Source organism: Sphingomonas sp., assembly GCF_017744835.1.
In the GTDB taxonomy this organism is placed as follows: domain Bacteria; phylum Pseudomonadota; class Alphaproteobacteria; order Sphingomonadales; family Sphingomonadaceae; genus Sphingomonas.
The window spans coordinates 225,438-240,937 of the sequence record NZ_JAGIAM010000003.1; the positions used below are offsets into that span (position 1 = coordinate 225,438).

14 protein-coding genes are annotated in these 15,500 nt (G+C 68.6%); 5 read left to right on the forward strand and 9 right to left on the reverse strand.

Annotated elements, in window-relative coordinates:
- Positions 1-28: 28 nt before the first annotated feature.
- The 6 genes from J7500_RS08975 to J7500_RS09000 form a co-directional block, all read right to left on the reverse strand.
- Positions 29-1,441 (reverse strand): ATP-binding protein, encoded by a 1,413-nt coding sequence (locus J7500_RS08975; RefSeq protein WP_294061366.1) that lies wholly within the window; start codon positions 1,439-1,441, stop codon positions 29-31.
- Positions 1,438-2,553: a DUF2336 domain-containing protein gene (locus J7500_RS08980; RefSeq protein WP_294061367.1), complete on the reverse strand. Its 1,116-nt coding sequence runs from the start codon at positions 2,551-2,553 to the stop codon at positions 1,438-1,440. Before J7500_RS08980 ends, J7500_RS08975 begins: the two co-directional genes overlap by 4 nt.
- Positions 2,554-2,588: 35 nt before the next feature.
- On the reverse strand, positions 2,589-3,788 hold the full coding sequence (locus J7500_RS08985; RefSeq protein ID WP_294061368.1) for a hypothetical protein: 1,200 nt from the start codon (positions 3,786-3,788) through the stop codon (positions 2,589-2,591).
- A gap of 12 nt (positions 3,789-3,800) precedes the next feature.
- On the reverse strand, positions 3,801-4,997 hold the full coding sequence (locus J7500_RS08990) for a DUF1343 domain-containing protein (RefSeq protein ID WP_294061369.1): 1,197 nt from the start codon (positions 4,995-4,997) through the stop codon (positions 3,801-3,803).
- Positions 4,994-5,620 (reverse strand): DOMON-like domain-containing protein, encoded by a 627-nt coding sequence (locus J7500_RS08995; RefSeq protein ID WP_294061370.1) that lies wholly within the window; start codon positions 5,618-5,620, stop codon positions 4,994-4,996. The genes J7500_RS08990 and J7500_RS08995 overlap by 4 nt, the downstream gene beginning before the upstream one ends.
- A gap of 102 nt (positions 5,621-5,722) precedes the next feature.
- Positions 5,723-6,469 (reverse strand): glucose 1-dehydrogenase, encoded by a 747-nt coding sequence (locus J7500_RS09000; RefSeq protein ID WP_294061371.1) that lies wholly within the window; start codon positions 6,467-6,469, stop codon positions 5,723-5,725.
- Positions 6,470-6,574: 105 nt separating this feature from the next.
- Between J7500_RS09000 and J7500_RS09005 the strand changes: the two genes are divergently transcribed.
- The 3 genes from J7500_RS09005 (at position 6,575) to J7500_RS09015 (ending at position 8,598) form a co-directional block, all read left to right on the forward strand.
- Positions 6,575-6,934: a helix-turn-helix domain-containing protein gene (locus J7500_RS09005; protein WP_294061372.1), complete on the forward strand. Its 360-nt coding sequence runs from the start codon at positions 6,575-6,577 to the stop codon at positions 6,932-6,934.
- Between the two features lie 34 nt (positions 6,935-6,968).
- The gene (gene tyrS, locus J7500_RS09010; protein WP_294061373.1) at positions 6,969-8,195 is read left to right on the forward strand and encodes a tyrosine--tRNA ligase; all 1,227 of its coding nucleotides are present in this window, start codon (positions 6,969-6,971) and stop codon (positions 8,193-8,195) included.
- A 79-nt stretch (positions 8,196-8,274) separates the two neighbouring features.
- Positions 8,275-8,598, forward strand: coding sequence for a PilZ domain-containing protein (locus tag J7500_RS09015; RefSeq protein ID WP_294061374.1), 324 nt, complete (start codon positions 8,275-8,277; stop codon positions 8,596-8,598).
- Positions 8,599-8,653: 55 nt separating this feature from the next.
- Here the strand turns inward: J7500_RS09015 and J7500_RS09020 are convergent, their stop codons facing one another.
- On the reverse strand, positions 8,654-8,950 hold the full coding sequence (locus J7500_RS09020; protein ID WP_294061375.1) for a hypothetical protein: 297 nt from the start codon (positions 8,948-8,950) through the stop codon (positions 8,654-8,656).
- A gap of 544 nt (positions 8,951-9,494) precedes the next feature.
- On the opposite strand from J7500_RS09020, the gene J7500_RS09025 reads away from it, so the two are divergent.
- On the forward strand, positions 9,495-10,082 hold the full coding sequence (locus J7500_RS09025; protein ID WP_294061376.1) for a hypothetical protein: 588 nt from the start codon (positions 9,495-9,497) through the stop codon (positions 10,080-10,082).
- Between the two features lie 425 nt (positions 10,083-10,507).
- On the opposite strand, the gene J7500_RS09030 is transcribed toward J7500_RS09025, so the two are convergent.
- Both J7500_RS09030 and gltX read right to left on the reverse strand, forming a co-directional pair.
- Entirely contained in the window at positions 10,508-11,791 is a 1,284-nt protein-coding gene (locus J7500_RS09030) for a citrate synthase (protein ID WP_294061377.1), read from the reverse strand.
- A gap of 27 nt (positions 11,792-11,818) precedes the next feature.
- On the reverse strand, positions 11,819-13,249 hold the full coding sequence (gltX, locus tag J7500_RS09035) for a glutamate--tRNA ligase (protein ID WP_294061378.1): 1,431 nt from the start codon (positions 13,247-13,249) through the stop codon (positions 11,819-11,821).
- Positions 13,250-13,328: 79 nt separating this feature from the next.
- On the opposite strand from gltX, the gene J7500_RS09040 reads away from it, so the two are divergent.
- Positions 13,329-15,443, forward strand: a complete 2,115-nt coding sequence (locus J7500_RS09040) for a ComEC/Rec2 family competence protein (RefSeq protein WP_294061379.1) — start codon at positions 13,329-13,331, stop codon at positions 15,441-15,443.
- Positions 15,444-15,500: the final 57 nt, after the last annotated feature.

Consider the following 15,500-nt stretch of genomic DNA (forward strand, 5'->3'; position numbering starts at 1 on the left):
GTCACCCGGTAACCACACGATAGTGAATTCAGGCCTGCGTCCGCGCCCCATCATCCCGCAGCGGCAGCTTGAACACGAAGCGCGCGCCCATGCCGGGGGCGCTGTCGACCTGCAGCTCGCCGCCCATCGCGCGCGCGAGCAGCCGGGCGATGTAGAGGCCCAGCCCGCTGCCGCCTTGCTCGGCGGGGTCGACCCGGCCGAACTTGTCGAAGATGCGCTGCTGGTCCTCGATCGCGATGCCCTTGCCCTGGTCGGCGACGATCACGCAGCCCATCGCCCCGTCGCGCTCCAGCCGGATCCACACCATCCCACCCGCGGGCGAATAGCGCACGGCATTGCCGATCAGATTGACGAGCACCTGCAGCGTGCGGCGGAACTCGCCGGTGACGGGCAGCCGCTCGTCGAGCCCCGGCTTATCGATCCGCACGTCCGATTGCGCCGCGCGCACCGCGAGCAGCCCGGCGGCGCGGCGCGCGACGTCGGCCAGGTCGATCGCCTCGGCCGCCGGCGCGAAGTCCGGCCGCTCGATCGCCTGCAGGTCGACCAGGTCATCGACCAGCCCGAGCAGGTGGCGCCCGGCGCTGGCGATGTCGTTCGCATATTCGGCATAGTCAGGGCGCAGCGGCCCGTCGGTCTGCGCGCTGATGCTGTCGGCATTGGCGATGATCTTGCCGAGTGGCGCCCGCAGCGCGCGGTCGAGCCGCTGGCTGAACGAATCGGGGAAGCCGCCGAACGGCGCGGCGGGGGCGGGAAGGGGGGCGTCTGCCTCGGGCTCGGGCGCCGGATCGAGCATATAGGCGCCGCCGACGAAGCCGGCGAAGCGGCCTGCGGCGTCGATGCGCGGCGTCGCCTCCAGCCGGACACTGCGTCCGGTGCCGCGGATCTCTGCCTTCTGCCCGTCGAAGCGCGCCTGCGCGGCGACGGCGGTGAGGATCGGCAGATTGCCCTCCTCGTCCTGCGCCAGGCTGAGCAGGCGCGTGAGTGGCTGGCCGAGCAGCGCGCTCGAATCGAACCCGTAGCGCGATCCCGCATCGACCGAGAGGAAAGTGATGCGCAGCGCCGCGTCGGTCTCCCACAGCCAGTCGGCGGCCGATCGGAAGAAGTCGCTGTCGCGTCCGGGCTCGGCCGCGGGCGGATGCCAGGCGGGGCGCGCGCGCCAGCCGCTGATCTCCAGTCGAATGCCACCGTCCTCGGGCTCGGCGCGCACCCACAGGTCGAGGTCGTCCTCGCCGTCGGCGACGATGACGCTGCGCGAAATCGCGATGCCCAGCCGCTGGGCGAGCCGCGCGATCGTAGCGATCGGCGGCACCGCAATCGGGGTACCGATCCGCCCGCCGGCACGCTCGTTGAGCTCGGCGAGCCGCGCCTCGGCGTCGAGCAGCCGGCCGCGATTGTCGAGGCGGCCGATCGCGACGGGAAGGACGGGGTCCATCACGTTCATGCCGGCCGCTCCGGGTGCCGGAGCGCAAGCAGCGCGGCGCGGTAGTCGGGGTGGAGCCGGATCGTATCGAGCGTCGCGCGCGCTTCGGCCGGCGGGATCGTCATCACGGCGTCGAGCGTATCGGCGAAGCGCTCCAGGTCGCGGCGCGGATCGGCCTCGCACAGCGCATAGCCGATCTGCGCGATCGTCTCGCGGCTGAGGTCGAGGCCCCGCAGCGCGAGCCACAGCCGTTCGGCGGCGGGATCGAGCACCAGCGCCCGCGCGGCGTCGTATCCGGTCCCCAGCGCGTGCGCGAGCAGCGCGACGAAGATGACGATGCGCTGGTCGCCCAGCGATTCGACGAGCAGCTCGCCAAGTTCCTGCGGCCGCGCGTCGATCGCGGCGGCAAAGCGCAGCGCCGCGGCCTCCAGCCGGTCGCCCTCGTCATAGGCGGCAAGGCTGCGCTGGGCGGCGTCGCAAAGCGTGCGGTCGAGCAGCGGCTGGGCGTCGGCCGGCGCAGGCGTGCGCTCGGCGAGCGCGGCGGCGACCCACCAGACGAGGCGGTGATGAAGATCGGCGGGCAGCTCGGCCTGGGTGATCTGCCCGGTCTCGGGCATCGCGCGGCGGCGGCTCTCCGCGACCAGCACGGCCATGGCGCTCGAAGCCAGCACGCGGTCGAGGTGCTGGACGAAGCGGTTGATCAGGCTGGGGCGCTCGGGCTCGTCGGGTGCGAGCATCGGCAGCGCGGCGCCGATCAGCTCCTGGCGGACGCGCGCGATCAGTTCGGCCATCAGCGCCGGATCGCGCAACACCCCGGCGCGGCCCAGCCGCTCGACCAGCGACGGGCCCGGAGTCGCCAGCGCATGCGCCAGCGCATTCTCGCCGCGGCCGGAGAGCTGGCGGACGCCGTGTTCGCGGATCTCGGCCTCGATGCCGTCGATCAGTCGCTCCAGCAGCGCGGCGAGCGCGCGCCGGGCGCGCTCGTCGAGGCGGCCCTCTTCGGGAAGGAAGAAATCCTCGACTGCGACGCGTAATCCGCGATGGGCGCGCGCCTCCGCAGCCGCCGCGCGCGCGAGCAGCTCCTGGGCGCCGACGGCGACGCCATCATCCATGTCGACGGAATGGCCGGACATGATCCCCGACTAGCCGAGGTCTCGTTAATGCGAGCCTAAGCCTTTTCGCGCGTGCCCTCAACCGCGGCCGCCAGCGTGGCGAAGGCATAGAGCGCCACCGCACCCAGCCCGAAGTGCGCGAAGCCGGCAAAGGCGAAGGGCGCGAGCAGCAGCAGATGCGCCGAGGGGCTCGCCCACCAGCGGCGGTGCCGCGAGGGTGCGCGCTCGACCAGCAATTGCGCCGCCACTGCGCCCAGCGCCAGCACCAGCGGCGTCGTGGAATCGATCCGTCCGCGCTCGATCCAGCCGCTCGCCAGCGCAACCAGCGCGAACAGGCCCAGGATCGCGCGTTCGAGTGCGCGTGCGCGCCGCTCCTCTCCGCGCAGCGTCGCCATCGCCGATCCGGTCGCCAGCCCCGCGCATGCGAACAGTGCTGTCGCCAGCCCGCTGCCTTCCCAGCCCTTGAGGATCGCGCCGATCGAGCCCAGGCCCAGCACGCCGCCCAGCGCGACGGGCGTCCAGCTCGGTACATTGCGGCTCACCAGCTCGGGCAGCAGTGCGCGGGCGATGCGAGTGAAGACCCAGCGGTCGGCCCAGTCGCTGCGGCGCTCGGTGAGCGCGGCGAGCACGCCGGTGTTGCGCGAGGCCAGTCCTTCGGCGCTGCGCTCGACGGCATGGCCGCCGCGCAGCCAGCTCGCAGTCAGCGGCACATGCTCGGCGCCCGATTGCGCGGCGACGCGGAGCAGCGCCGACTGGAAGTCGTAATCCTCGGGCATCTGCGCGATCTGTCCGAGTTGGCCCACCGAGATGGAAGCGATGCCCGCCCAGCAGTCGCGCATGTCGAGCCGCTCGATCGCGGCGGGCGAGGCGGCGTCGTCGGTGACGAGCAGCGCGTGCCCGCCCTCGGCCGCCATGCGGTCGAGCACCGGGTCGGTGGTGACCAGCCCGTCGGCCATCACCAGCACCCGCGCCTCGGGCTGCATCTTCTCGGCGGCTTCCTCGGCCGAGCGGACGATCTCGACCGAAAGTCCGCGGCTGCCCGCGCGATTGACCGCGGCGAGCAGGGCAGGGGTCATGCGCCCGACGGCGATCAGCACCTGCTCGGCGCCGGCCGAGGCGAGCAGGCGGATCTGGTATTCGAGCAGAGTCATGCCGCCGAAGGGCAGCGTCGCCACGAGCGTGCCCGGCCGGTCGCTCGCCTCGTCGATCGCGAAAATCAGCCCCGCCAGCATGTTGGGGTGGTTAGAACCTGGCATCGGCGTACGCAATCAATAGCGAAGGAACGGCTGTCGCGCTTCGAGCCAGGCGGCCTCGTCGGCACGCGTGATCGCGTCGAGGTCGGCAGGCGTCGCGCCCGCATCGTCGACCCATTCGCGCAAGGCCGGACCGCCGTTGATCACGTCGATCGCGAGCTTGTCGAAGACATATTCGTACGGAAAGTCGCGCCACAGGTCATAGTCGGGATAGAGCCGCCGGATCGCCTTGAACCCCAGCGCCTGCAGCCGCCACGGGCGAAAGGCCTGATGGTCGTAACCCGGCCCCTCCGCATGGATGAACACGCCCGAGCAGAGCTGGCCGACATGCTTGTGGAAGGTCGGCTGGAACCACAGGTCGCGCAGCGTGCAGCCCGCCAGCCATTCGGGCGCGAAGCGACGCATCTCGGCGATCACTGCCTTGGCGTCGATGTCGGGCGCGCCGAACAGCTCGAGCGGGCGGGTGGTGCCGCGGCCTTCGGAGAGCGTCGTCCCCTCGAGCATTACCGTCCCGGCATAGGCCCGCGCCATGTTGACGTTGGCGGCGTTGGGGCTGGGGTTGATCCACGGCCGCTCGGGCGGCCAGCCGAAGCCGGGCGCGGCATCGGGCTGCCAGCCCTCCATCTCGATCACGCGGTAATCGACGTCGAGCTTGAAATGATCGATGAACCAGCCGCCCATCTCGCCCAGCGTCATGCCGTGGCGCATCGGCATCGGTCCCGCGCCCACGAAGCTCTCCCAGCCCGGCAGCAGCGTCAGCCCCTCGACCGGGCGGCCGGCGGGGTTGGGGCGATCGAGCACCCACACGCTCTTGCCATGCTCCGCGGCGGCCTCGAGCACATAGAGCAGCGTCGTCACGAAGGTGTAGATGCGGCAGCCCACGTCCTGCAGGTCGACCAGCATCACGTCGAACGTGCCCATCGACTGGCCGGTCGGCCGGCGCACTTCGCCGTAGAGGCTGAACACCGGCATGCCATAGGTCGGGTCGGTGAAGTCGGGCGACTCCATCATATTGTCCTGCAGGTCGCCGCGCACGCCGTGCTGCGGGCCGAACACCGCCGAGACATTGAGCCCGCTCGCGACCAGCGCGTCGAGCGAATGTGTCAGGTCCGCCGTCACCGAGGCGGGGTGGGCGAGCAGCGCGACGCGCCTGCCCTCCAGCGGGGCGCGGAGCGACGGGTCGGCGAGCAGGCGATCGATACCGAACTTCATGCCGCCCTCGCTGCCGGGAGTTCGAGCGCGAAGCAAGCCTCGTGGTGGAAATCGGGCGCGCCCGGCGGGTGGGCCAGCGCCCAATAGGATTTGCGCCCGTTCTGCTCCTCGATCACTGCCGAGAGGCCGAGCCGCCAGGGCCGGTCGACCGGCAGGTCCATGAGCTGGCTCAGGTCCACCTCGGCCCTCTGCCAGCCGTGCGTGCGGCCATAGTCGTCATGCTCGGCCGAACTGTACGATTCGCCGGGCCGGGGCGGGTGCATCTGCGCCCATTGCACTTCGTCCGCGTCCACGCGTGCCGGCGCCATCCCCTCGCGATAGCCGGTGAAGCGATAGGCGGCCCAATCGCGCGAGGGCGCGAAGTTGAACTCGTAATAGTCCGGCTCGCCCTCGACGCGCAGGAACGCCTCGAAGCAGGTCGTGCGCCACAGCTCGTCACGCCGCTTTCCCCCGCCGCCCCGCCACCGCGGGAGGACGAGCGTGCGCATCGGCCCTTCGGCGAAATAGGTCAGCAGCAGCTTGCGCGCGCCGCCGCGCCCGATCGTGCGCGCCACCTCCACTTCGATGCGCTCGAGCGAGCAGGGGAAATCGGGATGGCGCTGGAGCGGTACGCGGATCGTCATGCGCGTCTGCGATAGCGCAAATCGCGGGGATGGCGAAGCATCCCCGCCGCCGCGCGAACAGGTCGCCCATGCCCGGCTGGGCAGGGCGACCCCTTCCTTCGCTCAGCGCAGCCCGCCGCTGGCGGTCAGCTTCTCGCCGGTGAGCCAGCGCGCATCGTCCGATGCCAGGAAGACCGCGATCGAGGCGATGTCGGCGGGCTTGCCCGGTCGGCCGAGCGGGGTCTGCGCCACGATCGCGTCGAAGAACTCCGATCCGGTGAAGCCCGCGGCATCGGTGCCCTCGGTCTCGACGATGCCCGGGTTGATCGCATTGACGCGGATCTTGCGCGGGCCGAGCTCATTGGCCAGCACGCCGGTGATCGCGTCCACCGCGCCCTTAGTTCCGGTATAGATCGCCGACTCCGCCGGATAGATGCTGGTGACCGCCGACGAGATGTTGATCACGCTGCCGCCTTCGCCGAGGTGCTTCGAGGCCGCCTGGGTGGTCAGCAGCACGCCCAGCACGTTCACGTCGAACATCCGGCGATATTCCTCCTCGGTCAGGGTCCCGATCGACGAGAAGGCATAGACGCCCGAATTGTTGACGAGCACGTCGAGCCGGCCGAACGCCTGGATCGCCGCATCGACCAGCGCCTGTGCCTGATCGGCCTTGGAGACGTCGCCCTGCACGGCGATCGCCTTGCCTCCCGCACCGGTGATCTCCTGCACCACCGCATCCGCGCCGGCCTTGCTCGACGCATAATTGACCACCACCGCGGCGCCCTCCGCCGCGAGTGCCTTGGCGATGCCGGCACCGATGCCCTTGGATGCCCCGGTAACGATCGCCACCTTGTTTGCGAGCTTCGACATAGCTGAACTTCTCCACGGGCCGGCTGCCGGGATGGCACCATAGTCCCGTAGTTCAGGAATTCGGAACTGTTGAACCGCCCGTCAAGGGCGCCTACTTAAATTTTCATGCGACCGCTCTTTCATCCTTCGATCGAGGACGTTCCGGTGGAGGCGATCCTGCACGCGCTGTCCGATCCGGCGCGCGTGGCGATCTTCGCCGGGATCGCGGGCGTCGATTCCGTCAGCAAATGCTCGGTCTTCGCCAATATCGGCGACCGGGTGATCCCCAAGTCCTCGCTCTCGCAGCATTTCAAGGTGCTCCGCGAGGCCGGGCTGATCCGTTCGGAGCGGCAGGGCGTGGAGATGCGCAACACCTCGCGCTGCGGCGAAGTGGATGCGCGCTATCCGGGCCTGATCGCGGCCATCCTCAATGCCTATGCGGCAAGTTCGGGCGCGGCATGCGTGTCGGCTGCGCCACAGGCATGACACTGCCCCTCGGCTCCGCTATGCGGCGCGCACCATGACCGAATACAAGTCCGATCTGCTCCGCCTGCTCTCGACGCGCGGCTACATCCACCAGGTCACCGATGCGGAGGGCCTCGACGCAATCGCCAGCACGCAGGTGGTGCCGGGCTATATCGGCTTCGATCCCACTGCGCCGTCGCTCCACGTCGGCAGCCTGGTGCAGATCATGCTGCTCCGCCGGCTCCAGCAGGCCGGGCACAAGCCGATCGTCCTGATGGGCGGCGGCACCGGCAAGATCGGCGACCCGAGCTTCAAGGACGAGGCGCGCAAGCTGCTCACCGACGAGTCGATCAAGAGCAACATCGCCTCGATCAAGACGGTCTTCCAGAATTTCCTGACCTTCGGCGACGGCCCCACCGACGCGGTGATGGTCGACAATGCGGATTGGCTCGACAAGCTCGAGTACATCCCGTTCCTGCGCGACATCGGCCGGCATTTCTCGGTCAACCGGATGCTGAGCTTCGATTCGGTCAAGCTGCGGCTCGATCGCGAGCAGTCGCTCAGCTTCCTCGAGTTCAACTACATGATCCTCCAGGGCTATGACTTCCTAGAGCTGTCGCGCCGCGCCGGCTGCCGCCTGCAGATGGGCGGGTCGGACCAATGGGGCAACATCGTCAACGGCATCGAGCTCGCGCGCCGCGTCGACGGCGCCGAGGTCTATGGCGTCACCACGCCGCTGATCACCACCGCCGACGGCGGCAAGATGGGCAAGACCATGTCGGGTGCGGTGTGGCTCAACCCCGACCAGCTCTCGCATTATGACTATTGGCAGTTCTGGCGGAACACCGACGACCGCGACGTCGGCCGCTTCCTCCGCCTGTTCACCGATCTGCCGCTCGACGAGATCGCGCGGCTGGAGGCGCTCGAGGGCGCCGAGATCAACGAGGCGAAGAAGATCCTCGCCAACGAAGCCACCGCCATGTGCCGCGGCGCCGAGGCGGCGGTCGAAGCCGCCGAGACCGCGCGCCGCACCTTCGAGGAAGGCGCCGCGGGCGAAGCGCTGCCCAGCCTCTCGGTCTCCGGTGGCAGCATCGCCATCGTCGACGCGCTCGTCGGCCTGGGCTTCTGCGCCTCCAAGGGCGAGGCGCGCCGGCTGATCAAGGGCGGCGGCGCACGTGTCGAGGGCGAGAAGGTCGAGGACGAGGCGCAGCTCGTCGCCGTCGCCGCGCCGGTGCGCGTTTCGGCCGGCAAGAAGCACCACGGTATCCTTAATCCCGCGTAAGCCGCTGTTAAGCAGCTTCGTTGGCTGGACCTTTACGTCCATTGCCTAGCTTCGGTCCGGTATCCATGGGGGCCGAAGTATGGGCTTTGGGCGGGAAAATCTGGCGTTTTCGGATCCGCGGCGCGTAGAGCGCGAAGACGTCCACTATCGCGCGCGCGCCCAGGCGGCGGACGGCAAGCCGCTCGCGCTGCTGATCGTCAACATCTCGCCCCACGGCCTGATGGCGCGCTGCGACCAGGAGCTCCAGGCGGGCGACCGCATCCGCGTGACGCTCCCCGCCGTCGGCACCATCGCCGCCGAAGTCCGCTGGTCGTTGGGCGGCCGTCTGGGCTGCGAGTTCGAGAAGCTCGTCGAGCTGGCGGCCTATTACGACCTGCTCGCGGCGCTGGTTCGGAACAAGTAGGACGCAGACTCTCCCGCAATCCTCCGCCGCCAGGGCGGTGGTGGCATTCGCCGCGTCAGCGGCGAATGACGGAAAGGGAGGACGGCGACGCAGCCTGTAGGGCGTCCCAGCGATTGATTGCGACCGCGCCGATGAACGGGATGGCAGCCGAGCTCAGGGTGCCGAACGTTCGAAGCAGAAACATGAGAATGGACGTCAATTCCGCGCTGATCGGCTTCCCGCCGATGACGGAATCACCCCCGGTATCCTTGAGCAGTAGCAGCGCTTGGCCAAAGCCGATGAGGAAGATGCCTGCGCTGATCACGAACAGGACCATCGATGCATGCTTCATCGACCACCTGTAAATGCCCATGATCACTCCTCCCTGAACGGAAATGATGGTCCAATTACTTCAGCTGTCAATGGCGGCCGACCACCATTTCCGGCCCGTCCCCGCAAGCCGGAAAACCCATCTTGCAATGTAGGATTTCGCTTGCTTCGTTGGCACTCCGCCGACTTCGGAGCGGCGGCGCTCTTTGAACCCGTCGGCCCTGGTGCCACCAGTCGACCGTTTAACCTTACTGGACTTCGGCATGCGGCCGCCGCGCCTCATCCCGCGGATCGGCACGCCGAAAAACCCGCGGAGAGTGTCAACTTTGTCAACTTCCGGAGGCAGCTTCGCAGCGCGCCGATGCACCGAACTCACGGCCGACAGCGCGACCTAAACCCGTCCGAGGCGTTGGCGCGGGTTAAACAGGTCGGCGCGAGCGCGGCAAGGATGATCGCGGGTTACGCCCGATTAGCGGACGTTCCACCTAATCACTGCCGTTGCCTTGGGTAGCGTGACTCGTCAGGTTGCACGAATGGATCGTAGGGCAACATCCGAAGCGGATCAGCGCGTTCGCCAAGCGGTTGAGGTGCTCTATCGTACGTTTGAGACACCGCCGCCGTCGGCAATCGAAGGCTGCCCATGCTGCATCTCGACGCGCGGCACTGACGTCCTGCTCACGACACCGCTCCGACAAATCACAGGACAGGCCCTCTGGCGCTACGTGTCTGGCGCGTTACTGACGATCGGGGACAAGCAGGACTTCCGTTATCTGCTGCCTCGTATCCTGGACGTGTCAGTCTCCGATCCGGGGAATGCCAACGATCCTGAAATCGTGCTTGGCAAACTCTCACTTGCGGACTGGCGGTCATGGGCACCGAACGAGCAGCGCGCGATCGAGAGATTCGTCGATGCTTGGTTCGAAATAGCCCTTAAAAGCGACATGGCCGAACCTGATGAGGGCTGGATCGGCACGGATGGGGAAGGTGTGCTGTGCGGCGCGGCGCGAGCGGGAATGACATTGCGACCATGGCTGCTCCGTTTATCTGCGCCGGACGCAAGACCAGTGCTCGCAGACATGCAACGGCGGTTTCCCGGTGATATGTCTTCCTTTTGGGAGTTCGCGCCTGACGGCCTGCAAGAGTTGTCAACGATCCTAGCGCAAGGGCGCGCTTAGTTCCGCTTTCCACCAAGTACGGACTTTCCGCTGAGGCGGTGCAAGCCCCTTCTAAAGGCGGGATTTTGCTTGCTTGCCAGGCTCTCCGCCTACTGGGGACCGACCGCACTCTTTGAAACTTGAAACCGTCGAGCAAGGCCGCGAACTCTTCGACCGCCTGAACTTTACTGAACTTCGCTCCGCCGCACCGACAGCAACACGCTTGCGAAAACCCCGGGGGAGGGTGTGCACTTTGTCCACTTCCAGCGGGGAGTCCACTTCCAGTGGAGATGGCTCGAGCGCGCGCTCCATGCCGGCTCACGAAATTCCATTACATCCGCGCGTAACGAAATTGCCGAAAACGCGGGAAAAGTGGGAAGTTAGGGCCCACCCAAACCCTTCACGGGCGGAGCCGCGCCGACCCCGGGCCGGCGCGGCGCGTCGCCTCAGCGCTGGCCGACCGGCACGTAGTCGCGCTGCGTCGGGCCGGTGTAGAGCTGGCGCGGACGGCCGATCTTCTGTTCGGGGTCCGAGATCATCTCGTTCCACTGCGCGACCCAGCCCACGGTGCGGGCGAGCGCGAACAGCGCGGTGAACATCGTCGTCGGGAAGCCGATCGCCGAGAGGATCACGCCCGAATAGAAGTCGACGTTCGGGAACAGCTTCTTTTCGATGAAGTAGGAGTCCTTGAGCGCCATTTCCTCGAGCTGGAGCGCCACGTCGAAAACCGGATCGTTGACCTTGAGCGCCGCGAACACCTCGCGCACCGTCTTCTGCATGACGGTCGCGCGCGGGTCGTAGTTCTTGTAGACGCGGTGGCCGAAGCCCATCAGACGGAACGGATCGTTCTTGTCCTTGGCGCGCGCGATATACTCGGGGATGCGCTCGGGACGGCCGATCTCATGGAGCATGTTGAGCGCCGCCTCGTTGGCGCCGCCGTGCGCCGGGCCCCACAGGCAGGCGATGCCGGCCGCGATGCACGCGAACGGGTTGGCGCCCGACGAGCCGGCGAGCCGCACGGTCGAGGTCGAGGCGTTCTGCTCATGGTCGGCGTGGAGGATGAAGATCCGGTCGAGCGCCTTCTCCACCACCGGGTTCACTTCATATTCCTCGGCGGGGACGCCGAAGGTCATGCGCAGGAAGTTGCCGGTGTAGGACAGGTCGTTCTTCGGATAGAGGAACGGCTGGCCGATGCTGTACTTGTACGCCATCGCCGCGATCGTCGGCATCTTGGCGATCAGCCGGTGGCTGGCGATCATCCGCTGCTGCGGATCGGTGATGTCGGTGGAGTCGTGGTAGAAGGCCGAGAGCGCGCCGACCACGCCGCACATCACCGCCATCGGGTGCGCGTCGCGGCGGAAGCCGCGGTAGAAGGTCGCCAGCTGCTCGTGCAGCATCGTGTGGCGCGTGATCGTGTGGGTGAACTTGTCGAGCTCTTCCTGGCTCGGCAGCTCGCCGTTGAGCAGCAGGTAGCTGACTTCCATGAAGCTCGAATGCTCGGCGAGCTGGCCGATCGGATAGCCGCGGTGGAGCAGCACGCCCTCGTCGCCGTCGATGTAGGTCAGGCCCGATTCGCACGACGCCGTCGACGTGAAGCCGGGGTCGTAGGTGAACATGCCGGTCTGGCCATAGAGCTTGCGGATGTCGACGACGTCCGGCCCGACGCTGCCCGAGAGGATCGGGTATTCGACATCCTTCCCCGGAACCTGCAGCTTCGCGGTATCGCTCATTCTCGTCTTCCTTCTATGACCCGATTTTCAGGCGGGCACGGTCATCTGGTCGGCGATGCGTGCCAGGCTCTCCTCGCGTCCCAGCAGCGCCAGAACGTCGAAGATGCCGGGTGAGGTGCGTCGCCCGGTCAGCGCCGCGCGCAACGGTTGCGCGACCGCGCCGAGCTTCACGCCCGCATCGTCGGCGACGGTCCGTACCGCCGCTTCGAGCGTCTCCGTATCCCAGCTTACGCTCGCGTCAAGCGCGGCGTGGAGTCGGGCCAGCAGGGCTCGCGCGTCGCCCTCTAGCAGAGCCTTGGCGCCCTCGTCCAATTCGAGTGGGCGTGTGCGAAAAAGGAACATCGCTCCTTCGGCGAGTTCGAGGAGATTCGCGGCTCGCGGCTTCAGGAAGGCCATGCTGCGCTGCAGAAGATGGCGCTGCGAGTCGCTGATTTCGAAACCGAGCCGCGCGGCGACCAGATCCGCGAGCCGGGCATCTGCGGCTTCGCGAATATAATGGCCGTTAAGGTTCTCGAGCTTCTTCAGATCGAACCTCGATGGTGACTTGCCGACGCCCGCGAGATCGAACCACTCGGTGGCCTGCTCGCGGCTGATGATCTCGTCGTCGCCATGGCCCCAGCCGAGCCGGAGCAGATAGTTGGACAGCGCCTCGGGCAGGATGCCCAGCTCGTCGCGATACGCGTCGACCCCCAGCGCGCCGTGGCGCTTGGAGAGCTTGGCCCCGTCCGCGCCGTGGATCAGCGGGATGTGCGCATAAGTCGGCTCGGGCCAGTCCATGGCACGATAGATCGGCAGCTGGCGGAAGGCGTTGTTGAGATGGTCGTCGCCGCGGATGACATGGGTGACGCCCATGTCGTGATCGTCGACCACCACTGCGAGCATATAGGTCGGCGTGCCGTCCGAACGGAGCAGGACGAAGTCGTCGAGCTCGGCGTTGTTGACCGTGACTGCGCCCTGGACGCGGTCCTCGATCGTCACGCTGCCTTCGCGCGGCGCCTTGAGCCGGATCACGAAGGGCGCGCCCTCGGGCGCCTCGCTCGCGTCGCGATCGCGCCAGCGGCCGTCGTAGCGCAGCGGCTGCTTGTTGGCCTTCTGCTCGGCGCGCATCGCCTCGAGCTCCCCGGCGGTCGCGAAGCATTTATACGCATGGCCCGCGGCGAGGAGCTGGTGCGCCACCTCGGCGTGGCGCGCGGCGCGCGAGAACTGGTAGGTGACCTCGCCGTCCCAATCGAGCCCGAGCCAGCGCATCCCGTCGAGGATCGCGTCGATCGCCGGCTGGGTCGAGCGGACGCGGTCCGTATCCTCGATGCGCAGCAGGAACTTGCCGCCGTGCCTGCGCGCGAACAGCAGGTTGAACAACGCGGTGCGTGCGCCGCCGATGTGGAGGAACCCGGTGGGCGAAGGCGCGAAGCGGGTGACGACGCTCGTTTCGGCGCCGGTATCAGATATTGCGCTCAACCGCGCATGCTCCCAGAATTGATGGTCGATGGCCAGCTCAGCCGCCGAGGCCCCTAGCACGGGGTTATCCTCCCTTCAAATGGGGGCGGGGGCGGCGCTTCGCCACGCGGGCTGGGCGATCGAGCGCTGGCTCGAGGCCGAGCGCGAGCAGCTCGTGCTGTGGTTGCCGGTGATGCTCGCCGCCGGAATTGCCGCCTGGTTCCTGCTTCCCGACTCGGCGCGCTGGCTGGCGTTCCTTTGCGCGACGGGTGGATTGGGCGTGGCAGGGCTCGCCGTGCCGGGCATCGGCCGGGCACCGCGCGCGATCGCTATCGCCGCGCTCGCCATGGCGCTCGGCTGCGCGCTGGTGTGGTGGCGCGCCGAGCGAGTCGCTGCCCCGGTGCTCGCCCGACCGGCGATCGTCGCCTTCGAAGGCGAAGTCGAGCTAGTCGAGCCGCTGCCTGCGCGCGACATGGTCCGCGTCACGCTCGCGCCGCGCGCCGGGGCCGGGCTGCCACCGCGGGTGCGCGTGAACCTTGCCGAGAGCGACGCGCCGGCGGAGCTGGGGCGGGGCGCCGTGATCCGATTGCGGGCGCGACTGATGCCTCCCGCGCCGCCCGCGGTCCCCGGCGCCTATGATTTCGCACGCCTGGCCTGGTTCGCGGGCCTCGGCGCCAGCGGCAAGGGGTTCGCTCCGGTCGCGCTGATCCGCCCCGGCAGCGCGCCGGGAACCGATCTCCGCGCCCGGCTCTCGGCGCATATCGAGTCGCGCGTCGAAGGCAGCGGCGGCGGGATCGCGAGCGCGCTGGCTACCGGCGACCGCGGCGCGATCTCGGACGAGGATGCCGAGGCGATGCAGCGCTCCGGCCTCGCGCATCTCCTCTCGGTGAGCGGGCTGCACGTCAGCGCGGTGACCGCGGCGGCGATGCTGATCGTGCTCCGCCTGCTCGCGCTCAGCCCCACGCTCGCACTCCGCTGGCGGCTGCCGCTCGTGGCGGCGGGGGCGGGGGCATTCGCCGCGATCGGCTATACTCTGCTCACCGGCGCCGAGGTTCCCACGGTCCGCTCGTGCATCGCCGCGCTGCTCGTGCTGCTCGCGCTCAGCCTGGGCCGCGAGGCGATCACGCTGCGGCTGGTCGCCGCCGGCGCGGTGGCGGTGCTGCTGCTCTGGCCCGAGGCAGCGGCGGGCCCCAGCTTCCAGCTCAGCTTCGCCGCGGTCACTGCGATCGTCGCGCTGCACGAGAGCCCCCGGATCCGCGGCTGGTTCGCGCGACGCGAGGAATCGCTTGCCGCCCGGCTGCTCCGGCATGCGGGGTCGCTGCTGCTCACCGGGATGGTGGTCGAACTCGCGTTGATGCCGATCGCGCTGTTCCATTTCCACCAGGCCGGCCTCTACGGTGCGCTCGCCAATATCGTCGCGATACCGCTCACCACCTTCGTCATCATGCCGCTCGAAGCCGCGGCGCTGCTCTTCGACACGGCGGGAGCGGGAATGCCCTTCTGGTGGCTGACCGCACGCGCGCTCGATCTGCTGCTCTGGCTCGCGCACCTGACCGCCGCGGCGCCCGGCGCGATGGCGGCGCTGCCCGCGATGCCGGTCGGCGCCTATGCGACGATGCTCGCCGGCGGGCTGTGGATCGCGCTGTGGCGGACGCGAGTGCGCTGGGCGGGCGCGCTCCCGCTGGCAGCGGGCCTCGTCTGGGCGCTGCTCACCCCCGCGCCTGACCTGCTCGTGACCGGCGATGGCCGGCACCTCGCGATCCGCACGCGCGACGGTGGCTTCGCGCTGCTTCGCGAGCGCGCCGGGGACTATGTCCGCTCGATGCTCGGCGAGAACAGCGGTGCCGGCGATACGCTCGACGAGCTCGTGTCGAGTCCCGACGCGCGCTGCAGCCCCGATCTCTGCCTGGTCGACTTCCGCTCAGGCGAGCGAAGCTGGCGCGTCGTGGCGACGCGGAGCAGCTATCTCGTGCCCTGGAAGGAAATGATGCACCTGTGCGCCGCAGCGGACATCATGGTCAGCGATCGCCGCCTGCCGCCCGGCTGCACCCCGCGCTGGCTCGCGCTCGACCGCACCACGCTGGCGACCACCGGCGGCGTCGCGATCAGCTTCGCCGCCGGCCGTGTCACCACCGTGCTGGGCGGCGGCGCGCATCCCTGGATCAATCCGCCGACGGTGCAGCCTCCCGCTGCGAGCTACGGTTCGCAGCGCTGAATGGCGCCGACAAGCGGCGCGTTTTTCCTGTTTGCAATGTTGGATTTTGGGGCATAG